The organism is Streptomyces sp. CB02058, assembly GCF_001905505.1.
Lineage (GTDB): Bacteria > Actinomycetota > Actinomycetes > Streptomycetales > Streptomycetaceae > Streptomyces.
On record NZ_LIPG01000002.1, the window covers coordinates 577,832 to 602,841 of the forward strand.

Below are 25,010 nucleotides of genomic sequence, written 5' to 3' on the forward strand. Positions count from 1 at the left end.
CCGATTCGACAACCTAGGGGCGTTCATGGAAGCCGTGATCCTGATCCTGACGCTGCTGTTCGTCGCGTTCATGGCGCTCGGGGTGTACGCGGGGGTCAAGGCGGTGCGCGCGGCCAAGCGCGGCGTGGACCGGACGATCACCCAGGCCCGCCGCTCCGTGGAGGACACCGCGCTGCGGGCCAAGAGCTACGGCCAGCCGGGTGTGCCGGGTGAGCTCGCGCAGCTCCGGCTGGCCCTGCGTACCTCGATGCGGGCCACGCAGGACGCGCTGAACGCCGGAGCGGAGGAGGACGCCTCCCTGTCGGAGTCGCTCGCGCTCTTCCGCCGCCTGAGCGCCCACGGGCACGAGCTCGACAACGACCTCAAGCGGCTGGAGCGCGAGCCGGACCGGGCGACGGTGGCCGATCTGCTGCCCGGCCTGAAGGAACGCACGCAGCGCATCACGCACTCGGCCGAATCGCTGCGCTGGGCGGCGCGTGACCGGGCGCGGCAGTTCGCCGACGACGACCTGGCCGCGCTGAACGCACAGATCGACGTCGAGGCCGGAGCCCTGCGGCACTGGAAGACGGAGGAGCCGCCGGCCCAGGGCGACACGGCGGGCCGGAGCTGGAGCGGACCGGCCGACGAGGAGGCGCCGCAGGCGCTGGCTCCCGCCGACCGGCGGCTGAACACCGAGTACCCGTGGCAGAAGTCGGCCAGGCCGGAGACCACGAACTGACCGGACCCCGCGGCGGCGACCGGTCGCATACGGTCGGATTGCGTGCCGCGTGTATGAGGAATGCGTACCGGAGAAGCCAGAAGCACGTCGAGACGGCCTCCGGAGCGATCGAAAATGATCAGCAGGGTGGTCCCGGGCTGCCGTGTCCCCACCCCGGAAGGTAACCTCCGGCTCATGTCCCGCCATGTCGCGATCGTCACCGATTCAACGGCCTACCTGCCGCCCCAGACGATGGAACGGCACGGCATCACCGCAGTGCCGCTGACCGTCGTCCTGGGTGATCAGGCCCTGGAGGAGGGGACGGAGATCTCGGCCCGGTCGCTGGCTCTGGCCCTGCAGAAGCGCCGCTCCGTGACCACGTCACGGCCCAGCCCCGAGGTCTTCGCGGCCACCTATCGCGCGGTGGCGGAGGCGGGGGCCACCGGCATCGTCTCGCTCCATCTGTCCGCCGAGTTCTCCGGCACGTACGACGCGGCGCTGCTCGCCGCGAAGGACGCATCCGTACCGGTACGTGTGGTCGACACCGGCATGGTCGCCATGGCGCTCGGGTTCTGCGCGCTGGCCGCCGCCGAGGCGGGAGAGGCCGGCGGCGGCCTCGACGAGGCGGTCGCGGCGGCCGAGAAGCGGGCAGAGGGCACGTCCGCGTTCTTCTACGTCGACACGCTGGACTATCTGCGCAGGGGCGGGCGGATAGGCGCGGCCCAGGCGCTGTTGGGGTCCGCCCTGGCCGTCAAGCCGCTGCTCAAGCTCGAGGACGGCCGTATCGAGATGCTGGAGAAGGTGCGGACGGCGTCCAAGGCGATCGCACGGCTTGAGGAGATCGTCGCGGCTGAGGCGGGCACCGGGGCGGTGGACATCGCGGTCCACCACCTGGCGGCTCCGGACGGTGCCGAACGGCTGGCGGAGCGGCTGCGGGGGCGTATCCCCGGGCTCGTGGACCTTCATGTCAGCGAGGTGGGCGCGGTGATCGGCGCGCACACCGGGCCCGGCCTGCTGGGAGTTGTCGTCTCTCCGCGCTGAAGTCGGCTCACTGCGCCGGAGCTTGCTCCAGGTCTCCCTCCCGACCTCACTCCTGCGGGTGGCCGACTTATCCACAACTGCCGAGTTATCCACCGTAAATAGCGTATCTCGGCGAGTTTTCGCGGAAGTGTCTAGCGTCGTGAGGCATGACCTTCCGATCGCTTCATGTATCCGGCGACGCGCGTGGCCTCGCTCCTCATCTGGCTCCGGCGGCGCCCGCTCTGTCCGAGGCCGGCCTCACCGCAGATCGCGCCGTGCCTCGCGTCTCGCGCGGGAGCGGCCCGCCGGGGCGGGTCCGCCACAGGTCCGGTGTCCGTCCCGGGGGACCGGCCGGCACGTCACCGGGCGGTACCTCCGGCCGCCGGCACGGGCGCAGGCGGAGAACAACGCGTGGGACGGATGCCGAGGTCGCGGCGGCCTCCCGGCTCCGGGCTGACGCCCTGATGGCGGGCGAGCGGTCGGCCCGGGGCGCGGATACGGGTACGGCTGCGACCGCGGTGGCGGCTTCAGGTACGGCTTCCCGTGCCCATCCCGGTATGCCGTCCGGCACCCCTTTCAACGCCCCTTTCGACACGCCGTCCAGCACGCCGTCCGGTACGCCTTCCGCAACGGTGGGAGGTCCGGCATCCGGCGCGGCGGAGCCCGTTCGGTCCGCTCGTGACCGGGAGGCGCCCTCCTGGGCGGTGGCCGCGTCGGAGCCCCGGGAGGGGCAGCCCTCTCAGGCGCCGTCCACGTCCGGAGTGGGCTCCGCGGAGCCTTCGGCGGGCGGGCTGTCCCTCCCGGGGCGTGACGAGGCGCCCGGTCCGCCAGCCGGGCGTCCGAGATGGTGGCGGGAGGCCGGGGCCGCCCTGCGGGACCGGTTACCGCTGTGGGTGCAGCTCCGGTGCGGTCTGGAGCCGCGCACGCTCGCCGCACTCGCCGTCGTCCTGGTCGGGGCCGCCGTGCTGGCGGCGACGCACTTCTGGTCGGCCCGCCCAGAGCCCGTGCGCGCTCCCGAACGGGTCACCGAGGCCGCCGCGCCCCAGGCGGCCGGGCCCGGGACCCCGTCGGCCCAGTTGTCCGGCACCACGCCAGGACCGGCCGCCGTTCCGGGGGCCGGTGCGGGACCGGGCGGGCGGATCGTCGTCGATGTGAGCGGCAAGGTGAGGCATCCAGGCATCAGATATCTGCCTGCCGGCTCCCGCGTCGAGGACGCCCTGCGCGCGGCCGGGGGTGTGCGCAAGGGCGCTGACGTCACCGGACTCAACCGCGCGCGTGTCCTGATGGACGGGGAGCAGGTCGCGGTGGGCGTACCCCCGGCGCTGCCCGTCGGCGGACCGGCGGCGGGCTCCGGCCCCGGGGCCGGGCAGGGGGCGTTGGTGAGCCTCGGTACGGCCACCGTGGAGCAGCTCGAAACCCTGCCGGGCGTCGGGCCGGTGCTGGCCCAGCACATCGTCGACTACCGCACCGAGCACGGGGGTTATCGCTCGGTCGACGAGCTGCGCGAGGTCGACGGAATCGGCGACCGCCGGTTCGCGGACCTCCGGCCCCTGGTCGGCCCATGAGCACCTCCGACGTCGATACGGACCCGGGCCAACGGCAGGGCTCCGCCGACCCGCGCCAGGAAGCCCCTGCCGATCTGCGGCTCGTCCCTCCTGCCCTCGCGGCGTGGGCCGCGGCCGGCCTGGCCCTGGGCGCGCCCGGATGGTGGACGACGGCGGGGGTGGCGCTCTGCGCCTGCGCCGGCCTCGCCCTGGTCGTCGCCTCCCTGGCCATGGCACGCCGGGCGGGCGGGGCATCAGGGGCCGGGGCGCCTGCGGGGTCCGGTCCGCCGCCGGAGCGCGCAGGGCCGGTCGGGCACGCGGAAGGGGTCGGGCGCCCGGAAGGGGCCGGGGGCACGCGCGTGCCGGGGCCCGTGAGGCAGCCCGGGGGTGCGGGGCCGGCCGGGCGCAGGGGGCGGCTCGGGGACACCGGGCGGCTTGGGCCACTCGGGGATGCCGGGCTGCTCGGGCGGGCCGGGGCGTGGGTCGGTGTCGCTGCCGGGGTGCTGCTCTGCGCGGCGGCGGGGGCCGCGGTGGCGGGGCTGCACAGCGCCGATGTCCGGACCGGCCCCGTCCCCGCGCTGGCGCTGGACTACGCACGGGTCGAAGCGGAGTTGACCGTCACGTCCGATCCACGTCAGACCCGGCCGCGCGTCCGGGGCGACCACAGCACACCCGTATCCCTGCTTCTGAACGCCGAGATCAACCAGCTGACAGCCCTCGACGGCTCGGTCACCACGCTCAGCACCCCGGTGCTCGTCATGGTCGCCCCGGGGGAAGCGGCCGCGAGGTGGCAGCGGCTGCTGCCTTCCACGGGGCTGAGCATCAAGGGCCGGCTCGCACCACCGCGTCATGAAGGAGAAAGGATCGCGGCCGTACTCGGCACCGACGCGGGCGAACCGCCGCTCGTCACGGCGGAACCGTCCACGCTCCAACGCGCCGCAGGACGGCTGCGCTCCGGACTGCGGGAGGCCACCGACGGGCTCGGCCCCGACGCGCGGGCCCTTCTGCCGGGACTGGTGGTCGGCGACACCTCCCGGGTCCCGCCCGAACTGCACGACGCCTTCAGGACCACCGACCTCACTCACTTGCTGGCCGTTTCCGGTGCCAATCTGTCGATCCTGCTCTTCCTCCTCATCGGGCCACCGGGCACGGCTCTCCGCAGCGAACGCCGAGGCCTGGCGCCCAGGCTGGGCATCTCCCTGCGGATGACCGCGCTGACCGGTGGCGGGATCGCCCTCGCCTTCGTGATCGTCTGCCGTCCCGAGCCGAGCGTCCTGCGCGCGGCGGCATGCGGGCTGATCACACTGCTCGCCATCGGCACGGGCCGGCGCAGATCGCTGATCCCCGCACTGGCCGCCGCCGTTCTGCTGCTCGTGCTGTACGACCCGTGGCTCGCCCGCAGTTACGGGTTCCTGCTGTCCGTGCTCGCCACCGGGGCGCTGCTCACGATCGCGCCACGGTGGAGCGGATCGCTGCAGCGGCGCGGTGTCCCGGCACGGCTCGCGGAGGTGCTGGCATCGGCGGGAGCCGCGCAGGCGGTCTGCGCACCGGTGGTCGTGGTCCTCGCGTCCCGGGTCGGGCTGGTGGCGATCCCCTGCAATCTGCTGGCCGAGTTCGCGGTGGCCCCCGCGACGGTCCTGGGCTTCGCCGCGCTCGCCACGGCCCCCGTGTCCATGCCCGTGGCGCAAGGTCTGGCGACGGTCGCAGGCTGGCCTGCCGGATGGATCGCCTCCGTCGCGCGCACCGGAGCCGCCCTTCCCGGGGCGGAGGTCGACTGGCCGGGCGGATGGCGCGGTGCGGCTCTCCTGACGGTCCTCACCGCCGTCCTGGTGTTGTCCGCCCGTCGCCTGGCCCGCCATCCGTGGATCTGTTCCGCCGCCGCGCTCCTGCTGGTGCTCGCGGTGCTGAGACCGGTGCCGCTCACCCGGCTCATGACGGGATGGCCGCCGCCGGGCTGGGCCTTCGCCCTGTGCGACGTGGGGCAGGGAGACGCCATGGTGCTCGCTGCGGGAGACGGCACGGCCGTGGTGGTGGACACCGGTCCCGAGCCCCGGCTCGTCGACCGGTGCCTCCGCGACCTCGGTGTCACCCGCGTTCCCCTCCTGCTGCTGACGCACTTCCACGCGGACCATGTGCGCGGACTGCCCGGTGTGCTGCGGGGCCGTGAGGTCGGAGCGATCCAGACGACGCACCTGGACGAACCGCCCGAGCAGGCGGCGTTCGTGAGGAGAACGGCCGAGGCCGCGCACGTCCCGATGATCCGAGCGATACCGGGGGAGCGTCGCCGCGTGGGCCCGCTCGACTGGCAGGTGCTCTGGCCGGCCGCCGAGCCCTGGGCGACGGGGCCGTCGTACGGGAGCGTGCCCCGGGGGACGGGATCGCCGTACGGGACCGAGCCTCGGGGGACAGGGCCGTCGTACGGGACCGAGGAGCCGAACGACTCCAGCGTCACCCTCCTCGTGCGGTCCGGCGGGCTGACCCTGCTGCTCCTCGGTGATCTCGAACCACCGGCACAGCGAGGGGTGTTGCGCGGTCATCCCGCACTGCCCAGGGTCGACGTGCTCAAGGTCGCGCACCACGGCTCCGCCCATCAGGACCCCGCGCTCCTGCGCAGTGCCCGGCCGAGGCTCGCCCTGATCAGCTGCGGGGCGGACAACCCGTACGGCCATCCGGCGGCCCGTACGGTCGACGCGCTCGAAGCCGCGGGGGCGAAGGTCCTGCGCACCGATACCCATGGGCCGATCGCGGTGACCGGGGCAGGGGCGGGGCTGCGCGCGGCGGGCCGCTCATGAACGCGGGCTTCCGGTCCGATTCGGACGAAAGGCCTAGGTCCGGTGGCTCATGCGGTGCGGGGCGGGGCGCGCGAGACTGCTGGTATGGACGAGGAACAGCCGCAGCCGACCCGGGCGCCCGCATCTCCTGCCCGCCCCGCGCCCGCCTGGGTGGACGCCTACCTGGAGCGCATCGGTGCCACCCGCCCCGCCCGTGCCGACGCGTCGGCACTGCGGGCCCTGCAAACGCGCCACCTGCTGACCGTGCCCTTCGAGAACCTGTCGATCCATCTTGGGCAGGACATCGTCCTGGAGGAGGAGAAGCTGGTCGACAAGATCGTGACGGACCGGCGGGGCGGCTTCTGCTACGAACTCAACGGCGCCTTCGCCGGGCTGCTGCGCGAGCTCGGGTTCCGCGTCACCCTGCTCCAGGCGCGGGTCTTCGGCGACGGCGGGCGCCTCGGTATCCCGTACGACCATGTCGCCCTGCGTGTGGAGACCGACGACGGTACGGGACCCTGGCTCGCCGACGTCGGCTTCGGCGACCATGCCGTGCACCCTCTCGCGCTGGACGCCCGCACGGAGCAGCATGATCCCTGCGGTGTGTTCCGCTTCAGGGAGGCCCCTCGGGGGGACCTCGATCTGCTGCGCGGGGGTTCGCGGCAGTTCCGTCTGGACCTGCGGCCGCGCGTGCTGGCGGACTTCCGGGCGGGGTCCTGGTACCACCGCACCTCGCCGGACTCCCACTTCACCCGTTCCGTCGTCTGCTCCCGGCGCACCGAGGACGGCCGGGTGACGATCCGCGGCCGGACTCTGATCACGACCGCACACGGCGAGCGGTACGAGACGGAGCTGAGCACCGACGCCGACGTACTCGCAGCCTACCGCGACCACTTCGGGCTGGAGCCGGCCCGTCCGCCCGCCGTGCGCCCGGTCACGACCATCTGACGGGACCGGGCCGCAGAGAGAGGGAAAGAGGGGCAAACCAGGCAATGCCGACCTTCGGTGGTACCTGCGTACAGCGGCGCCCAGCTGCGTACAGGTCGTCACAACCCCTTCTGAGCTGCGGCGTTTGCCTCGAACCTCGCAACGGTGATCGAATGTGCATTCGTCGGCGGGCCGCTGCTCCGACAACGACGTCCAGCTGTCAGGGGTCCGAGGTGAGAACCGCCCCTGGGGAGTACGTGCACATGTTCGGCCGTTGGTCAGGCAGCAGAGCGAAATCCGGCACCGCCCAGAGCAGCCCCCTCGCAGGTCTCCCGGTGCCGCTCACCGCGGGCATGCTGAGCTGCCGGGTGCTGGACCCCGTCAGTGAACCCGTGCAGCGGGCGGACTTCGTCGTCACCGACAAGGCGGGCCGCACCATCGTCGGCGGCGAGACGGACCCCTTCGGGAACGTGGTCGCCACGGTCCCCGCGGGCGACTACCGCGTGGGGGTCACGGCCGAGGGTTTCACCCCCTTCCACGGTTCGGCCACCGTGACCGAGGGTGGTCACGCGAGCCTCGGTGACGTGAGCCTCCAGGTCGCGCAGCCCCCGCAGCTCCCCGACCCGGGCGACTGGGAGATCGAGCCGACGCACACCCAGATCGGCTTCACAGCACGCCATATCGGCATGGCCCGCATTCACGGCAGGTTCAACACCTTCGCCGGTGCCGTCCGGATCGCCGACCGCATGGAGGACTCCGCCATGCATGTCGTCATCGACGCCTCGTCGATCGACACGAACGTGCAGATGCGGGACGACCACCTGCGCTCCACGGACTTCCTCGACGTCGGGCGCTACCCGACCCTGGAGTTCTACAGCGAACGCTTCGTCCACCGCGGCGGCACCCGCTGGGGGGTCACCGGCGCGCTCACCCTGCACGGGGTGAGCCGGACCGTCACGCTCGACACGCAGTACCTCGGTCTGGGCAACGGGCTGGAGGGCGAGACCAGGGCCGCCTGCCGGGCGACGACCGAGCTGCACCGCGAGGACTTCACGCTCACGTGGCAGACGATGCTGGCGCGCGGCATCGCGGTCGTCGGCCCCAGTATCAAGATCGACATGGACATCCAGATCGTCCCCAAGAGCTGAAGGCCGCCCGCCTGCGCCGTCCCTGTGCGCGAGGCGGCCTGCATCGTTCCTGCGGCGTGTGGCCGCCTGCACCGCTCCGGCGGGCACGCGGCCGTCCGTGCCGCCCGTACCGTCCATACGGCGCGTGGCCGTCTGCACCGTTTCTGCGGGCGCGCGGCCGCCTGCGCCGCTCCTACGGCGCCTCCAGCCATCCCTCGTACTCCGCGGCGAACGCGTCGAGCGCCGCGGAGTCCAGCCGTGCGGCCGGGTCCTCCACCACGACCAGCCACTGGGCGTCCTCGGCGTCGTCCTCACCGGCCAGGGCGTCCCGTACGAGCTGGGGCTCCTCGGTGACGCCGAACCTGTCGGCCAGCTCCCCCGCGACCTCCTCGGCCGCGTCGCGGTCGGGCAGCACCAGCACATGTCTCACATCGCTCACCCGGTCATTCTCCGGTACGGCCGGGGCCGGCCCGCGCCCGGGCGGCTGTCCCGCATCGTTGTCACAGGGGCGTGGGATGCTGGACGGCGATGGCCACCAGACGCAATTCCACCGACGACCCGCTCGCCCCCCTCACCCTCGCCGTGGGCCAGGAAGACCTGCTCCTGGACCGCGCCGTGCAGCAGGTGGTGGCGGCGGCCCGCGCCTCCGACGCCGACACGGACGTCCGCGACCTCACCCCGGACCAGCTGCAGCCCGGGACGCTCGCCGAGCTCACCAGCCCCTCGCTCTTCGCCGAGCGCAAGGTGGTGATCGTGCGCAACGCGCAGGACCTCTCCGCCGACACGGTGAAGGACGTCAAGGCGTACATCGGCGCGCCCGCCGAGGAGATCACCCTCGTGCTCCTGCACGCGGGCGGAGCCAAGGGCAAGGGGCTGCTGGACGCGGCGCGCAAGGCCGGTGCGCGCGAGGTGGCGTGCCCCAAGACCACCAAGCCGGCCGAGCGGCTGTCCTTCGTACGGTCGGAGTTCCGGGCGCTCGGACGCTCCGCGACCCCCGAGGCGTGCCAGGCCCTCGTGGACTCCATCGGCAGCGACCTCCGGGAGCTGGCGAGCGCCGTCTCCCAGCTCGCGGCGGATGTCGAAGGCACCATCGACGAAGCGGTCGTCGGCCGCTACTACACCGGCCGCGCCGAGGCCTCCTCCTTCACCGTGGCCGACCGTGCGGTCGAGGGCCGGGCCGCGGAGGCGCTGGAGGCGCTGCGCTGGTCGCTCTCCACCGGAGTGGCTCCCGTCCTGATCACCAGCGCCCTCGCGCAGGGTGTACGGGCGATCGGCAAGCTCTCGTCGGCGCGTGGCGGGCGGCCCGCGGATCTCGCCAGGGAGCTCGGCATGCCGCCGTGGAAGATCGACCGGGTGCGTCAGCAGATGCGCGGCTGGACGCCGGACGGGGTGGCGGCGGCGCTCCTCGCGGTATCGGCGGCCGACGCGGGGGTCAAGGGTGGCGGGGACGACCCCGCGTACGCCTTGGAGAAGGCCGTGGTCGCCGTCGCTCGCGCAGCCCGCTCCGGAGGCCGCTGAGCCCTCGCGGGCGGGGGCGGCGCAGGCCCACCCGGCTGATCCGCCTCGAAACCCCGGCGCGCCGGGACCCACCACCGCACGCCGCATGCGCGAGCACCGCATGAAACGGGCACGAGCACCACACGCCGCGTGTGTGAGCACCGCACGCAGCGGGCGTGAGCACCGCACGCCGCATGCGCGAGCACCGTACGCGGCATGCGCGAAGGCCCCGGCCGTCGTCCTGGGGAGGACGTCGGCCGGGGCCTTCGTTTCACGCTTGGTGCGCCGCACCCGCGTGGCGAACGCAGGTTCGGTGTGCGGCGCGGGGTGCCGGTCAGGAGCGGGAGAGAGGGCCCGCTGAGTCCGTTCCGGCGATCACATCAGTAGCTCAGCCCTGGAGGGCGGCAACCTTGAGCGCCAGCGCCGACTTCTTGTTGGCGGCGGCGTTCTTGTGGATGACACCCTTCGAGACAGCCTTGTCGAGCTGGCGCGACGCGTCACGGACGGCCACAGTGGCCTTCTCGACGTCACCGGCAGCGGCAGCCTCACGGGCCTTGCGGATCGAGGTCTTGAGCGAGGACTTGACGGCCTTGTTGCGCAGGCGCGCCTTCTCGTTCGTCTTGTTCCGCTTGATCTGGGACTTGATGTTCGCCACGAAAGAGCCTTTTCAGGTTCGTTGGATCTTCTATGTGCGCCACGCCGCTTCTGAGGGCCACGAGGCACAGCTGCCCACGGTAGCAGTCACCCTCGGACCGGCCCAAACCGGTCCCGGTCCCGCAGGCGTGGGACCATGGAGGCTACGTATCGATCCGTCCGACCCGACATCGACCCGAGACACGGCGTCCGGCGTCTCAAGAATCAGGACCCTGCGTGCCCGCGACTCCTACCAACGTGCCCGAGCCGAGCCGTACCGACCCGGCGCTGATCCGCAATTTCTGCATCATCGCGCACATCGACCACGGCAAGTCGACGCTTGCCGACCGGATGCTCCAGCTGACGGGAGTGGTCGACCAGCGGCAGATGCGCGCCCAGTATCTCGACCGGATGGACATCGAGCGCGAGCGCGGCATCACCATCAAGTCCCAGGCGGTCCGTCTGCCGTGGGCGCCCACCGAGGGTGAGGACAAGGGCTCGACCCACATCCTCAACATGATCGACACCCCCGGCCACGTGGACTTCACCTACGAGGTCTCCCGCTCCCTGGCGGCGTGCGAGGGCACGGTCCTCCTGGTCGACGCGGCCCAGGGCATCGAGGCGCAGACGCTGGCCAACCTCTACCTGGCGATGGAGAACGACCTCACCATCGTCCCGGTGCTCAACAAGATCGACCTGCCGGCCGCGCAGCCCGAGAAGTTCTCCGAGGAGCTCGCCAACCTCATCGGCTGCCAGCCCGAGGACGTGCTCAAGGTCTCGGCGAAGACCGGCATCGGTGTGGACGCGCTGCTCGACCGGGTCGTCCGGGACGTCCCGGCCCCGATCGGCCAGGCGGACGCCCCGGCCCGGGCGATGATCTTCGACTCGGTCTACGACGCCTACCGCGGTGTCGTCACCTACGTCAGGGTCGTCGACGGCCAGCTCAACAAGCGCGAGCGCATCAAGATGATGTCGACGGGCGCCACCCACGAGCTGCTGGAGATCGGTGTCTCCTCCCCGGAGATGACCCCGGCCGACGGCATCGGCGTGGGTGAGGTCGGCTACATCATCACCGGTGTGAAGGACGTCCGGCAGTCCAAGGTCGGTGACACCATCACCTCCCTGAACAAGGGGGCGACCGAGGCGCTGGGCGGCTACAAGGACCCCAAGCCGATGGTGTTCTCGGGGCTCTACCCCCTGGACGGCTCCGACTACCCGGACCTGCGCGAGGCCCTGGACAAGCTCCAGCTCAACGACGCCGCCCTGGTGTACGAGCCCGAGACCTCGGCCGCGCTCGGCTTCGGCTTCCGCGTCGGCTTCCTCGGCCTGCTGCACCTCGACGTGATCCGTGAGCGCCTGGAGCGCGAGTTCGGCCTGGAGCTCATCGCCACCGCCCCCAACGTGGTCTACCGCGTGGAGATGGAGGACGGCTCGGAGCACATCGTCACCAATCCGAGCGAGTTCCCCGAAGGCAAGATCGACAAGGTGCACGAGCCGGTCGTCAGGGCCACGGTCCTGGCGCCCAGCGAGTTCATCGGGGCGATCATGGAGCTCTGCCAGAACCGGCGCGGCACCCTGCTCGGCATGGACTACCTGTCCGAGGACCGGGTCGAGATCCGCTACACCCTGCCGCTCGCCGAGATCGTCTTCGACTTCTTCGACCAGCTGAAGTCCAAGACCCGCGGTTACGCCTCCCTCGACTACGAGCCCACCGGCGAGCAGTCCGCCCAGCTCGTCAAGGTCGACATCCTGCTGCACGGCGACAAGGTGGACGCCTTCTCGGCGGTCACGCACAAGGACAAGGCGTACGCCTACGGTGTCCGGCTCGTCGCCAAGCTGCAGAAGCTCATCCCCCGGCAGAACTTCGAGGTGCCGATCCAGGCGGCCATCGGCTCCCGGGTCATCGCCCGTGAGACCGTCCGCGCCATCCGCAAGGACGTCCTCGCCAAGTGCTACGGCGGTGACATCTCCCGTAAGCGGAAGCTGCTGGAGAAGCAGAAGGAAGGCAAGAAGCGGATGAAGATGGTCGGCAACGTGGAGGTGCCGCAGGACGCGTTCATCTCCGTGCTGTCGACCGACGAGTCGGCGGGCGAGGGCAAGGGCAAGAAGTAACGCCCGCACCCCCGGTCCGGGAGCGCGGGCACTCCCCGCCCGGGGGCCCGTCCCGCCCCGGACCCCTCGTCGGCCCGGCGTGGCCGGGAGCACCGTCATGGACGTACCCGGCCGTACGACCTGGGTGTACGCGGAAGCAGCCCAACGGGCCCCCGTGTCGCGGATGTCCGCGGCGCGGGGGCCCGGTTCGTTATGAAGCGGCGGCCTGTTGCCTCTTACGCGACGGTCCCGGGCGCTCTACTCTGATCACCACCCGTTAGTTACTCGCCAGTTAAACAAGCAGGCCGAGCGGGAACGAGAAGCAGGACATACAAGAAGCAGCACCCATAAGCCGGTCGTAGCAATGCCGCAGGCCCGGAGGACGTCGTGAGCGACACACAGACCTTGATCGATAGCCGACCGCCCTCCGTGGCGACTCTCTTCGTCGACCGCGTGGCGGCCACACCGGACGGTGAGGCGTACCGCTACCCGGTGCCGGCCGCCTCGGGCCAGGGCCCGGACGAGTGGAAGTCGCTGACCTGGGCGGAGGCCGCCGAGCGGGTGTACGCCGTCGCGGCCGGTCTGATCGCTCTGGGTGTCCAGCCGGAGCAGCGCGTCGCTCTCGCCTCCTCCACCCGGGTCGAGTGGATCCTGGTCGACCTGGGCGTCATGTGCGCGGGTGCCGCCACGACGACGGTCTACCCGTCGACGAACACCGAGGAGTCCGCCTTCATCCTGGCCGACTCCGAGAGCCGTGTCCTGATCGCCGAGGACGCCGTCCAGCTGGCGAAGGCCCGGGAGAGCAGGGCCCAGCTGCCCGGCCTGGCGCATGTCGTCGTCATCGATCCGTCCGGCGTCGAGCCCGCGGACGAGGACCCCGAGGGCTGGCTCCTCACCCTGGCCGACCTGGAGGCCCGGGGCGCCGAGCACCTGGCGAAGAACCCGGACGCGGTCACCGAGCGGGTCTCCGCCATCACCGCGGACCAGCTGGCGACCCTGATCTACACCTCGGGCACCACGGGCCGTCCCAAGGGCGTACGGCTGCCGCACGACAACTGGTCGTACATGGCCAAGGCGACCGTCTCCACCGGGATGATCAACCCGGACGACGTCCAGTACCTCTGGCTGCCGCTCGCGCACGTCTTCGGCAAGGTGCTCACGTCCGGCCAGATCGAGGTCGGCCACGTCACGGCCGTCGACGGGCGCGTCGACAAGATCATCGAGAACCTCCCGGTGGTCCAGCCGACCTACATGGCCGCCGTGCCGCGCATCTTCGAGAAGGTCTACAACGGCGTCGCGGCCAAGGCGCGGGCGGGCGGCGGGGCCAAGTACAAGATCTTCCAGTGGGCGGCCGAGGTCGCCCGCGAGCACGCCAAGGTGTCGCAGGACAACTTCCGCCGCACCGGCAAGGCCTCCGTCCCCTTCGGCCTCGGCGCCAAGCACAAGGTCGCCGACACCCTCGTCTACGCCAAGATCCGTGAGGCCTTCGGCGGACGGCTCCGCGCCTGCATCTCCGGCTCCGCCGCGCTCGCCCCCGACATCGGCCTCTTCTTCTCCGGCGCGGGCATCCACATCCTCGAGGGCTACGGCCTCACCGAGTCCAGCGCCGCCTCCTTCGTCAACCCGGGCGAGGCCTACCGCACCGGCACCGTCGGCAAGCCGCTCCCCGGCACCGAGGTCCGGATCGCGGAGGACGGCGAGATCCTGCTGCGCGGCCCCGGCCTCATGGAGGGCTACCACCAGCTGCCGGAGAAGACCGCCGAGGTGCTGGAGTCCGACGGCTGGTTCCACACCGGTGACATCGGCGAGCTCTCCCAGGACGGCTATCTGCGGATCACGGACCGCAAGAAGGACCTGATCAAGACGTCCGGCGGCAAGTACATCGCCCCGGCCGAGGTCGAGGGCCAGTTCAAGGCGGTCTGCCCGTTCGTCTCCAACATCCTGGTGCACGGCGCGGACCGTAACTTCTGCACCGCGCTCATCGCGCTCGACGAGCCGACCATCCTCGGCTGGGCCGAGGAGAACGGGCTGGGCGGCAAGCCGTACGCCGACGTCGTGGCGTCCCCGCAGGCCGTGGAGCTCATCGAGGGCTATGTGAAGCGGCTCAACGAGGGCCTGCAGCGCTGGCAGACCATCAAGAAGTTCCGGCTGCTCCCGCGCGACCTGGACATCGAGCACGGCGAGCTGACCCCCAGCCTCAAGCTGAAGCGGCCGGTCGTCGAGCGCGAGTACAAGGACCTGATCGACGACATGTACGCGGGCTCCCGCGAGGCATAGCGACGACGAGTACGAGGGCTCCCGCGAGGCATGGCGGCGGGATGCGCGCGGGCTCCCGCGATGCCTGGAGCCCGGAGGGACGCGGAGCCCGGAGGAACGTCACGGCGGGGCCGGTGGGTGCGGGGAGCACCCACCGGCCCCGCCGTCGTTCTCCGGAGACTCCGGCCACTTACGTCACTCGGCGCTTATGGGCGCGCCCGGTCTGTCACTCTGTCGGGATACGTCAGCGGCGTTTCGCGAGACCGATCAGGAGCCGCACAGTGGGGCCCATTCCCTTGCAGCGGGACATCGTCCACCGTCCCGGTACCGTCGTCGCAGGTCAGGGTGACGGGACGCGTCCCGTCGCCCGCACGAGCCTGCCCGGCATCCCGCAGGCCTCGTCCGCGGCCCGCAGATTCGTCCGGGCCGCGCTCGCCGACTGGACCGGGCTCGGTCTGCCCAGCGCCGGCGAGTTCGGCGAGCGGCTCACCGACGACGCGCTCACCGTGGCCAGCGAGCTCGTCACCAACGCGGTCGTGCACGCCGGTACGACGGTCGAGCTGCTCCTGCGGCTGGAGGACTCGGCGGGACCCGAGCCCGCCGCCCTGGTGCTGGAGATCACCGACCACCATCCCGCCAGGTCGGTGCGCGACAGCCGCGCCGAGCGGCCCGACCCCGCCGAGTACGGCCGGGGGCTCCAGCTCGTCGCCACCCTCGCCGAGTCCTGGGGCATCACCTACCGCACCGGCCTGAAGACCGTCTGGGCCCGTCTCCCCGGCGACGACAGCTACGGGCTGCCCGACGCGGCACAGGACGAGGAGGCCGCCCGCAGGCGCGGTCTGCCCGCCGGCCGGACACCCGCGCCCACCGCCGAGCGCGACGACGCGGGCTGGGCCGGGGGCGGCGGGCTCTCCTTCCTGGCCGAGGCCTCCGGTCTGCTCGCGGGCCAGCTCGACGAGGACCTGGTCGCGTCGACGGCGGGCCGGCTCCTGGTGCCCCGGCTCGCCGACTGGTGCGCGATATGGCTGGAGAGCGAGGCCGGCGGCCCCGCCGCCGCCCCCAGGCTCGCCGGGGTCTGGCACCGCGACGAGACGCGGAGCGAGCTGCTGCGGCCCGCCCTGGAGAAGGAGCCGCTGCGCTTACCCGGGAGCGTGGGCACGGGGCCCGTGTCCCTGCCGTGGCCGGAAGCGGTGGAGCGAGGGAAGGACGCGGGCGCGGCGCTGGCCCACCGCATCATCTCGGGCGGGCGCACGCTCGGCGCGGTCCTGGTCGGCCGCGAGGGTGCCGACCACATGCCCGACGAGGTCACCGCGCTCCTGGCGGACTTCGTGCGCCGGGTCGGCCTCGCCGTGGGCGCCGCCCGCGCCTACACCCGGCAGGCGACCATCAGCCGCATCCTCCAGCGGGGACTGCTGCCCAGCAAGGTCGCCGAGATACCCGGCGTCACCAGCGCGCTGGTCTACGAGCCCGGGGACGACGGTGTCGTCGGCGGCGACTTCTACGACCTCTTCCCGTGCCCCGGCGGGCGCTGGTGCTTCGTGCTCGGCGACGTCCAGGGCAGCGGCCCCGAAGCCGCCGTCGTCACCGGCCTCGCCCGCCCCTGGCTGCGCCTGCTGTCCCGGGAGGGCTTCCGCGTCGGCGAGGTGCTCGACCGGCTCAACAGGCTCCTCTTGGACGACGCCATGGAGGCCGCCGAGGCCGCCGCCCTCATGGTCGCGGCTGCGGGCGGCCAGCAGATCCCGGACGGCGAGCAGATCCAGGACGGCTCCCAGTCCCGCTTCCTCTCCCTGCTGTACGGCGATCTCGTGCCGCTGCCCGGCGGCGGGGTGCGCTGCACCGTCGCCAGCGCCGGCCATCCGCTGCCTCTGCTCCTGCGCCCCGACGGCTCCGTACGCCCGGCGGCCGAGCCGCAGGTGCTGCTCGGGGTCGTCGACGACGTGGCGTACGAGAGCCAGACCTTCGAGCTGGCGCCGGGGGACAGCCTGCTGTGCGTCACCGACGGGGTGACGGAGCGGCGCTCGGGGCCGCTGATGTTCGACGACGGCGACGGCCTCGCACGGGTCCTGGCCGGCTGCGCGGGACTGCCGGCCGCCGGGATCGCCGACCGGATCAGGCGCGCCGTCCACGCCTTCGCCGAGCGCCCTCCGGACGACGATCTGGCCCTGCTCGTGATCCAGGTCGACGAGGACCGGCACACGGCTGTCCCGGGGAGCTCCGCCGGCGAGTGACAATGGACGGTATGCCTTCCGTACTGCCCGATGGTGAGCCCGTGCCCGACGACGGGGCGCTGCCCCGCCATGCCCTGGAAGGCGCCGCCGACCGTCCGCTCGGCTTCTACCTGCATGTGCCCTACTGCGCCACCCGCTGCGGCTACTGCGACTTCAACACCTACACCGCGACCGAGCTGCGCGGCTCCGGCGGCGCCCTGGCGTCCCGGGACAACTACGCGGCCCATCTGGTCGAGGAGGTCCGCCAGGCCCGCAAGGTGCTCGGCGACGACCCCCGCCCGGTGCGCACGGTCTTCGTCGGGGGCGGTACGCCGACGCTGCTGCCCGCCGCCGACCTCGTACGGATGCTGGCGGCGATCCGGGACGAGTTCGGGCTCGCGGAGGACGCCGAGATCACCACGGAGGCCAACCCCGAGTCCGTCGATCCGGCCTACCTCGCCGAACTCCGGGAGGGCGGCTTCAACCGGGTTTCCTTCGGGATGCAGAGCGCCAGACAGCACGTGCTGAAGGTGCTGGACCGCACCCACACCCCCGGCCGGCCCGAGGCGTGCGTCGCCGAGGCCCGTGCGGCCGGCTTCGAGCACGTGAACCTCGACCTGATCTACGGCACACCCGGCGAGTCCGACGACGACTGGCGGGCCTCCCTGGAAGCGGCGATCGGCGCCGGTCCGGACCACGTCTCCGCGTACGCGCTGATCGTCGAGGAGGGCACCGGACTCGCCCGGCGCATCCGGCGCGGCGAGGTCCCGATGACCGACGACGACGTCCACGCGGACCGCTATCTGATCGCCGACGAGGCCATGGCGGCGGCCGGCTTCTCCTGGTACGAGGTGTCGAACTGGGCCCGCACCCCCGAGGGCCGCTGCCTGCACAACGAGCTGTACTGGCGCGGGGCCGACTGGTGGGGCGCCGGACCCGGGGCGCACAGCCACGTCGGCGGCGTGCGCTGGTGGAACGTCAAGCACCCCGGGGCGTACGCGCAGGCCCTCGCCGAGGGCCGCTCGCCCGGTGCGGGCCGCGAGATCCTCGCCGACGAGGACCGGCGCGTCGAGCGCATCCTGCTGGAGCTCCGGCTCGTCGAGGGCTGCCCCCTGTCGCTGCTCGCCCCGCAGGGCCTCGCGGCGGCCGGACGCGCGGTGGCCGACGGCCTGCTGGAGCCCGGACCGTACGACGAGGGGCGCGCGGTCCTCACCCTGCGGGGCCGGCTGCTCGCCGACGCCGTGGTGCGCGACCTGGTGGACTGAGGGCCCGGCAGCACCGGCCCCTACGGAATCGCGCAGTCCGCCGCGGTCAGCGGCTTGCGGTCACCGGCGGCCCGCCCGCACACGACGCGGCTCCGCGCGTCCGGTCCGGGGCGGGTGACCTCGACGACGTTCAGGCCGTGGACCTTCTGGTCGGCGTACGGGATCGTCCCCCGGAAGGTGATGGTCCCCGTCGGCATGGAGTGCAGGGCCACCGAGTACAGCGTCGCCCAGGTCTCCGCCGCGCTCTGCTGGGTGTCGCCCCGGGTGGCCGCCGCGTAGAGGGCCGCCGTCGCCTGGTAGGACATGACGGTCTGCCCGCTGGCGAACAGCGTGTCCTCGTAGGGCCGGTCCTCGGGCAGCGCCGGCAGGCCGGTCCCCTCGGGGAGCAGGGCCGCCAGGGACTTGCGTGAGTCCTCGTAGAACCCGCGGCCCCCGCCCTGGCTCATGGGCGCGAGAGCCCCGTAGTAGAGGGTGACCCGGTCGGCGAGCTTCGTTGAGTCGTCGAAACGAGCCTTGGTCAGGTCGTCCCCGGTGAAGACCGTGATGGCCTTGTCCGAGCATCCCGGGGACTGCCCGAGCCCGGACATCAGCGTGTTGACGTCCTCGACACGGCCGGCGAAGTAGAGGGCGTCGGGGACGCGCTCCCGTCCGCAGACGGTGTGCAGCGGACCGTCGAGATTCGCGGAGCCGCCGTCCTCCGACAGGGAGTAGCCGATGTCGGCGACCACCTCGAAGCCGGACGTCCTCAGCATCTCCAGCCCGACCCTGCGCTGCTCGGTGGTGTAGCGGTCCTTGTCCTCGTTACCGACCTTCCTGGACAGGACGACGGCCTGCGGGGCGTCGAGGCGTGAGGCCAGCCGTCCGGCGATCAGCCCGAGTGCGTCGGCCTGTTCCTCGTCGGTGGCGGCGAGGCCGAAGTAGTTGGGGTACTCGCGGGCCAGGTCGCTGCCCGAGTTCGTGGTGTCCACCAGCGGCAGCCCGGCCCGCTGGAGGATCCGGGTCGCCTCCGCGCTCTCCGTGGTGTTGCGCCCGAGACCCACCACGCCGACGACGGAGGAGTCCCGCTCGGCCACCTCGACGATCTTCCTGACCGCCGTCGTCTGCCGGAGCATGTCCTGGCCGCCGTTGGCCGTCAGGACCCTCAGCTTGACCGAACGGTTCGCCGTGTCGTTGACGAACTTCTGGTGGAGGTAGACACCGGTCAGCTCCTCCAGGCCCTTGCGGGTGTCCTCCCGGTTCGCGTCGGTGCCGGTCAGCGGGCCCGCGTAGACGATCGTGACATGCGGATCGCCGGGGTCGATGCCGGAGTTCTGCTCCCGTATCGCCTGCTCGATCCGGTCGAAGGTGATCCCCTGGCCGGCCCCGTTGAGCTGGAGGGTGTTGCCCTCGGCGAAGCGCACCTCGGGGGCCGTCGCCACCCCTATGCACTCGATGACGTCGTCGGGACCGGCCAGCCTGACCGAGTCGGTGCTGCGTCCCGCCAGCGGCCCGTAGCAGTACGTCTCCTTCCAGTGCTCGCTCCACAGGAACGTCCCCAGCAGGACGCAGACCAGCAGCAGGGCGATGGTCTTCCCCGACATCACCCACCACGTCCAGGTGCGGCGCACCGGGTGCGTGACGAGCTGGGCGTGGGCGTGTTCGTGGGTCAGCTGACCGGTGGACAGCGGCAGCCACAGCACCCAGGCCAGCGCCACGGCCGCCGCGGGCGCCTGGCCGACGCTCAGGGCGTCGACCCAGGTCTCGTACCGTGCGCGGGCTCCGGACCGGCCGACACCACCGGTCGGCGGGTCCTCGCGGAGCGGCGGGGTGTGCCGCATGGCCGCGCCCGCCGGCAGGGACGCGAGGAGCAGCAGCGGGTCCACCTCGCTGCGGCGCGAGCGCACGTTGTTGATGGCGTTGATGAGCAGCATGCCGCCGTTGGCCTCGGTGGCGCGGGGCAGGAACACCACCGGCGGTACGGTCCGCTTGCTGCGCCGCCAGTCCAGCGCGTGCGGCCGGTAGCTGTCCAGCAGGTCCTCCAGCAGCGCCTGGACCCGTAGCTCCAGATGGAACTGGCGTGCGTGCTGGTCGTCCGTCCCCGCGTCGGCGACGCGCTCGGCGACCGCGGCGGCCCGCGCCCGGATCACCTGCCACGAACGACCGGGGGACAGGAGCGACCAGCCGTCGGACGGGTAACCGGTGCTCGAAGCGGCCAGCGACGACGTGGTGGCGAGCCACCGGCTGGCCGGGCGCAGCCACAGCAGCGGCGGAGCCGCCCGGGTCAGCAGCCGCACGATCGTCAGCCCGGCCACGGCCGCCGCCGCCACCAGGACGGTGAGCAGCCAGCCGATCTCACCCAGCAGCACGCTGAGCACGGCGATGAAGACCGCCCCCAGGAAGGTCTCCGGCCGGACCGCGGTGCGCAAGGAGCCCCACGCGTTGTCGCGCCCCGACCGGCTGGCCCGCCAGCGCAGATCGCTCAACTGCTCGAGGATGCGCTCGTCGCGCTCGCCCGCCGAGGGGCCGTCCGGATCCGCGACCACGGTGGCGGTGGCCTGTTCGATGGCGGCCAGCAGCCGGGAGCGCGGGAAGGTGAAGGGCCTGTACTGCGAGGCGCGCCGGGTCTCCCAGGGCTTCTCCGTCAGTGTGCGGACCATGGAGAGGGCGGCCGTGTACGGGCTGTCGCCGTGCCCCGCCACCAGTTTCACGGGGACCCGGCGCCCCAGGTTGGCCCGGTGCACCTGATGGACGATCTGCTCGACCCGGAGGTCGATCTCGGGGGCCGCGGCCCCTTCCTCGGCCTGCGCCACCACCAGGGGCATCACCGGCCGGTTGTCCCGGTACTGGTCGATCAGCTGCTGCATGAGGTGGAAGACCGCGGAGGCCGCCTCGTTCTCCGCGCTTTCCCGCCATCTGTTCCGCGCCATCCGCCCCCGTGCCTTCCCTCCGGCCGGCCTTTCGATCACCCCTCAATAACGGATGGCACGGGTGCAGCGCAGGTGTTCGAGGGGATCGGTACCGGATCCTCCCCCGCCGAGGGCGGACATCAGGCAGGAAGTGTGACGAAGTCGATCAATTCCTCCACGCGTCCCAGGAGTTGGGGCTCGAGGTCCTTGTACGAGCCGACCCTGGACAGGATGTGCTGCCAGGCCGCCCCGGTATTCTCCGGCCAGCCCAGGGCACGGCAGACGCCCGTCTTCCAGTCCTGCCCCCGCGGCACCACCGGCCACCCGGGAATGCCCACGGACGAGGGCTTCACGGCCTCCCAGACGTCGATGTACGGATGCCCCACCACCAGCACGTCCGCATCGGTGACCTGGGCGGCGATCCGGGACTCCTTCGAGCCCGGCACCAGGTGGTCCACCAGCACGCCGAGCCGCGCGTCCGGCCCCGGCGCGAACTCCCGCACGATCGCGGGGAGGTCGTCGATGCCCTCCAGGTACTCCACCACCACGCCCTCGATGCGCAGGTCGTCTCCCCAGACCCGCTCGACGAGTTCGGCGTCGTGCCGCCCCTCCACGTAGATCCGCCCCGCCCGGGCCACCCGCGCCCGCGCCCCGGGCACCGCCAGCGAACCGGACGCCGTACGGGAGGGGCGTGCGGGGCCACCGGCCGAGGGGCGTACGAGGGTGACCACCTTGCCCTCCAGCAGGAAACCGCGTGGCTCCATGGGGAACACCCGGTGCTTGCCGAAGCGGTCCTCCAGCGTGACCGTCGGCCCCTGCGCCGTCTTCTCGCAGCGGATCACCGCCCCGCAGAAGCCGGTGACGGCCTCCTCGACGACCAGGTCGGGCTCGGCGGGCACCTCGGGGGCGGGGGCGGACTTCTTCCACGGCGGAGTCAGATCCGGCTGGTAGCTGCGCATGGCAGCACGATAATCGGGCCCGCTTCCGGGCCCCGCTTTCACGACACGCCGAAGCGGGCCGCCAGTTGATCACGCTGTGCCCGTACGAACGCCGCGTCCACCACCGCCCCGTGCCCCGGCACGTAGAGCGCGTCCTCGCCGCCCAGTTCGAGCAGCCGGTCCAGTGCCGCCGGCCAGCGCGAGGGGACCGCGTCCGGCCCCGCCTGCGGCTCGCCGGACTCCTCGACCAGATCACCGCAGAGCACCACGACGGGGGAGCCCGGCACCAGCACGGCGAGGTCGTGCCCGCTGTGGCCGGGGCCCACATTGGCCAGCAGCACCTGGAGGCCGCCGCCGAGATCGAGTGTCCACTCGCCGCTCACCTGATGCCTGGGAGCCACCAGGGCGTCCGTGGCCGCCGTGGCGTCCGCCTCGCTCATCCCGTGCCGCACGGCGTCCGCGCGCAGTTCCCCGGCACCCCGCTCCAGGAGCGCGGCCGTGCCCACCGCGCCGTAGACCTCCGCGCCGGCGAAGGCCGCGGTGCCCAGCACATGGTCGAAGTGCGGGTGGCTCAGTGCGATATGCGTCACCCTCCGGCCGAGCAGGCCCTCCGCCCCGGTCCGCAGCGCGACGCCCTCCCTGAGCGACGAACCGGTGTCGTAGAGCAATGTGGCGTCCGGCCCCGCCACGAGCGCGGCGGTCGCGTCCCAGACGGGAAGGCGCCGCCGCCCCGTACCGTTGCCCAACCGCTCCCAGCCGAACTCTTCCCAAGCGACGTCCATGGGGCGACGCTATCGGCAACGACCTGCACCGTCGCGCGACAGCGTGGCCGGTCGCCCTTGCCCCCGGCCCACCCTGCCCCCGTACACTGACCGGGGGGATTGCTGGCACTCGAACGCACAGAGTGCCAGGCAGACGCCGGAGAACCACAGCTGGAGGTGTGCGCGGTGCTCAGCGAACGCAGACTCGAAGTGCTGCGCGCCATTGTTCAGGACTATGTCGGCACCGAGGAGCCCGTCGGCTCCAAGGCGCTCACGGAGCGGCACAGCCTCGGGGTCTCCCCGGCCACCGTCCGCAACGACATGGCGGTGCTGGAGGAGGAGGGCTTCATCGCCCAGCCCCACACCAGCGCCGGGCGCATTCCGACGGACAAGGGTTACCGTCTCTTCGTCGACAAGCTCGCGGGCGTCAAGCCCCTCTCGTCGCCGGAGCGCCGGGCCATCCAGAATTTCCTCGACGGCGCGGTCGACCTCGACGACGTCGTGGGCCGCACGGTCCGGCTGCTCGCGCAGCTGACCAGACAGGTCGCCGTCGTGCAGTACCCCTCGCTGACCCGTTCGACGGTGCGGCACGTGGAACTGCTCTCGCTGGCTCCCGCCCGGCTGATGCTCGTGCTGATCACGGACACGGGCCGGGTCGAACAGCGTATGATCGACTGCCCTGCACCGTTCGGTGACACGTCTCTGGCGGATCTGCGGGCCCGGCTCAACAGCCGGGTCGTCGGACGGCGCTTCGCGGACGTCCCGCGGCTGGTGCAGGATCTGCCGGAGTCCTTCGAGAGCGAGGACCGGGGAACCGTATCCACGGTGCTCTCCGTCCTCTTGGAGACTCTGGTCGAAGAAACGGAGGAGCGGCTGATCATCGGCGGCACCTCCAACCTCACCCGCTTCGGGCACGACTTCCCTGTGATGATCCGGCCGGTGCTGGAGGCATTGGAGGAGCAGGTCGTACTCCTGAAGCTGCTCGGTGAGGCAACGGATTCGGGCATGACCGTACGGATCGGGCACGAGAACGCCCATGAGGGCCTCAACGCCACGTCCGTCGTCGCGGTCGGCTACGGTTCGGGCGACGAGGCAGTCGCCAAACTCGGCGTGGTCGGACCGACCCGCATGGACTACCCCGGAACGATGGGAGCGGTACGCGCAGTGGCACGTTACGTCGGACAGATCCTGGCGGAGTCGTAAGTGGCCACGGACTACTACGCCGTACTCGGCGTGCGCCGCGACGCATCTCAGGACGAGATCAAGAAGGCATTCCGCAGGCTCGCCCGCGAGCTCCACCCGGATGTCAACCCGGACCCGAAGACCCAGGAGCGGTTCAAGGAGATCAACGCCGCTTACGAGGTGCTGTCGGACCCGCAGAAGAAGCAGGTCTACGACCTCGGCGGCGACCCGCTGTCCGCCTCGGGCGGCGGTGGCGCGGGCGGTTTCGGGCAGGGCGGCTTCGGCAACTTCAGCGACATCATGGACGCGTTCTTCGGTACGGCGTCGCAGCGCGGACCCCGTTCGCGCACCCGGCGCGGCCAGGACGCGATGATCCGCCTGGAGATCGACCTCTCCGAGGCGGCCTTCGGCACGACCAAGGACATCCAGGTCGACACGGCGGTCGTCTGTACGACCTGCAGTGGCGAGGGCGCCGCACCCGGCACCTCCGCGCAGACCTGTGACATGTGCCGCGGCCGCGGCGAGGTCTCCCAGGTCACGAGGTCCTTCCTCGGCCAGGTCATGACCTCGCGCCCCTGCCCGCAGTGCCAGGGCTTCGGCACCGTCGTGCCGACCCCGTGCCCCGAGTGCGCCGGTGACGGCCGCATCCGCTCGCGGCGCACCCTCACGGTGAAGATCCCCGCGGGCGTCGACAACGGCACGCGCATCCAGCTCGCCGGCGAGGGAGAGGTCGGCCCCGGCGGCGGCCCGGCCGGTGATCTGTACGTCGAGATCCACGAGCTCTCGCACGCCGTGTTCCAGCGGCGCGGCGACGACCTGCACTGCACGGTCACCATCCCCATGACGGCGGCGGCCCTCGGCACCCAGGTGCCACTGGAGACGCTGGACGGCCTGGAGGAGATCGACATCAGGCCGGGCACCCAGTCCGGCCAGTCGGTCCCGCTGCACGGGCGCGGCATCACGCACCTGCGCGGCGGCGGACGCGGCGACCTCATCGTGCACGTCGAGGTGACGACCCCGACGAAGATGGACCCCGAGCAGGAGCGCCTCCTGAGGGAGCTGGCGAAGCTGCGCGGCGAGGAGCGGCCCACCGGGCAGTTCCAGCCGGGACAGCAGGGCCTCTTCTCCCGTCTGAAGGACGCCTTCAACGGCCGCTGAACCCGTTCACCGCACCGCCCGCCGGCCTCGTGCCGGCGGGCGGTCGTGTGT

Annotated in this window: 18 protein-coding genes; 13 read left to right on the forward strand and 5 right to left on the reverse strand. The window is 72.1% G+C overall.

Features of this window, described 5'->3' with window-relative positions; genetic code table 11:
* Positions 1 to 25 precede the first annotated feature (25 nt).
* The 6 genes from AMK10_RS09715 (at position 26) to AMK10_RS09740 (ending at position 8,107) form a co-directional block, all read left to right on the forward strand.
* Positions 26 to 718 (forward strand): hypothetical protein, encoded by a 693-nt coding sequence (locus AMK10_RS09715; protein WP_073746990.1) that lies wholly within the window; start codon positions 26 to 28, stop codon positions 716 to 718.
* 174 nt (positions 719 to 892) lie between these two features.
* Entirely contained in the window at positions 893 to 1,738 is an 846-nt protein-coding gene (locus AMK10_RS09720) for a DegV family protein (protein WP_073748007.1), read from the forward strand.
* An 872-nt stretch (positions 1,739 to 2,610) separates the two neighbouring features.
* A complete protein-coding gene (locus AMK10_RS09725; RefSeq protein ID WP_382565937.1) occupies positions 2,611 to 3,282 on the forward strand; it encodes a helix-hairpin-helix domain-containing protein in 672 nt (223 codons plus the stop codon).
* Entirely contained in the window at positions 3,279 to 6,053 is a 2,775-nt protein-coding gene (locus AMK10_RS09730; protein WP_073746992.1) for a ComEC/Rec2 family competence protein, read from the forward strand. The genes AMK10_RS09725 and AMK10_RS09730 overlap by 4 nt, the downstream gene beginning before the upstream one ends.
* A gap of 84 nt (positions 6,054 to 6,137) precedes the next feature.
* The gene (locus AMK10_RS09735; RefSeq protein WP_079180659.1) at positions 6,138 to 6,980 is read left to right on the forward strand and encodes an arylamine N-acetyltransferase family protein; all 843 of its coding nucleotides are present in this window, start codon (positions 6,138 to 6,140) and stop codon (positions 6,978 to 6,980) included.
* Positions 6,981 to 7,222: 242 nt separating this feature from the next.
* Positions 7,223 to 8,107, forward strand: a complete 885-nt coding sequence (locus AMK10_RS09740) for a YceI family protein (protein WP_073746994.1) — start codon at positions 7,223 to 7,225, stop codon at positions 8,105 to 8,107.
* Between the two features lie 172 nt (positions 8,108 to 8,279).
* On the opposite strand, the gene AMK10_RS09745 is transcribed toward AMK10_RS09740, so the two are convergent.
* A complete protein-coding gene (locus tag AMK10_RS09745) occupies positions 8,280 to 8,525 on the reverse strand; it encodes a hypothetical protein (RefSeq protein ID WP_198959666.1) in 246 nt (81 codons plus the stop codon).
* A gap of 89 nt (positions 8,526 to 8,614) precedes the next feature.
* On the opposite strand from AMK10_RS09745, the gene holA reads away from it, so the two are divergent.
* Complete coding sequence (gene holA / locus AMK10_RS09750; RefSeq protein ID WP_073746998.1) at positions 8,615 to 9,604, forward strand: DNA polymerase III subunit delta; 990 nt, start codon at positions 8,615 to 8,617, stop codon at positions 9,602 to 9,604.
* A 367-nt stretch (positions 9,605 to 9,971) separates the two neighbouring features.
* On the opposite strand, the gene rpsT is transcribed toward holA, so the two are convergent.
* Positions 9,972 to 10,238, reverse strand: coding sequence for a 30S ribosomal protein S20 (gene rpsT / locus AMK10_RS09755; RefSeq protein ID WP_014156344.1), 267 nt, complete (start codon positions 10,236 to 10,238; stop codon positions 9,972 to 9,974).
* A gap of 215 nt (positions 10,239 to 10,453) precedes the next feature.
* Here rpsT and lepA point away from each other — a divergent pair, with 215 nt between their 5' ends.
* From lepA to hemW, 4 genes are all read left to right on the forward strand, one after another.
* The gene (gene lepA / locus AMK10_RS09760) at positions 10,454 to 12,328 is read left to right on the forward strand and encodes a translation elongation factor 4 (protein ID WP_073747000.1); all 1,875 of its coding nucleotides are present in this window, start codon (positions 10,454 to 10,456) and stop codon (positions 12,326 to 12,328) included.
* A gap of 366 nt (positions 12,329 to 12,694) precedes the next feature.
* On the forward strand, positions 12,695 to 14,584 hold the full coding sequence (locus tag AMK10_RS09765; protein WP_073747002.1) for an AMP-dependent synthetase/ligase: 1,890 nt from the start codon (positions 12,695 to 12,697) through the stop codon (positions 14,582 to 14,584).
* Between the two features lie 260 nt (positions 14,585 to 14,844).
* On the forward strand, positions 14,845 to 16,791 hold the full coding sequence (locus tag AMK10_RS09770) for an ATP-binding SpoIIE family protein phosphatase (protein WP_073747004.1): 1,947 nt from the start codon (positions 14,845 to 14,847) through the stop codon (positions 16,789 to 16,791).
* A gap of 11 nt (positions 16,792 to 16,802) precedes the next feature.
* Positions 16,803 to 18,035 carry a radical SAM family heme chaperone HemW gene (gene hemW / locus AMK10_RS09775; RefSeq protein ID WP_073748010.1) on the forward strand — a complete coding sequence of 411 codons (1,233 nt, stop codon included), beginning with the start codon at positions 16,803 to 16,805 and terminating at the stop codon, positions 18,033 to 18,035.
* A gap of 20 nt (positions 18,036 to 18,055) precedes the next feature.
* Here hemW and AMK10_RS09780 read toward each other — a convergent pair whose 3' ends face one another.
* From AMK10_RS09780 to AMK10_RS09790, 3 genes are all read right to left on the reverse strand, one after another.
* Entirely contained in the window at positions 18,056 to 20,941 is a 2,886-nt protein-coding gene (locus AMK10_RS09780) for a hypothetical protein (protein WP_073747006.1), read from the reverse strand.
* 119 nt (positions 20,942 to 21,060) lie between these two features.
* The gene (locus AMK10_RS09785) at positions 21,061 to 21,879 is read right to left on the reverse strand and encodes a DUF3097 domain-containing protein (RefSeq protein WP_073747008.1); all 819 of its coding nucleotides are present in this window, start codon (positions 21,877 to 21,879) and stop codon (positions 21,061 to 21,063) included.
* 38 nt (positions 21,880 to 21,917) lie between these two features.
* The gene (locus AMK10_RS09790; protein WP_073747010.1) at positions 21,918 to 22,640 is read right to left on the reverse strand and encodes an MBL fold metallo-hydrolase; all 723 of its coding nucleotides are present in this window, start codon (positions 22,638 to 22,640) and stop codon (positions 21,918 to 21,920) included.
* A 165-nt stretch (positions 22,641 to 22,805) separates the two neighbouring features.
* Here AMK10_RS09790 and hrcA point away from each other — a divergent pair, with 165 nt between their 5' ends.
* Both hrcA and dnaJ read left to right on the forward strand, forming a co-directional pair.
* Positions 22,806 to 23,822: a heat-inducible transcriptional repressor HrcA gene (gene hrcA / locus AMK10_RS09795; RefSeq protein WP_073747012.1), complete on the forward strand. Its 1,017-nt coding sequence runs from the start codon at positions 22,806 to 22,808 to the stop codon at positions 23,820 to 23,822.
* The gene (gene dnaJ / locus AMK10_RS09800) at positions 23,823 to 24,959 is read left to right on the forward strand and encodes a molecular chaperone DnaJ (RefSeq protein ID WP_073747014.1); all 1,137 of its coding nucleotides are present in this window, start codon (positions 23,823 to 23,825) and stop codon (positions 24,957 to 24,959) included.
* The last annotated feature ends 51 nt before the right edge of the window (positions 24,960 to 25,010 follow it).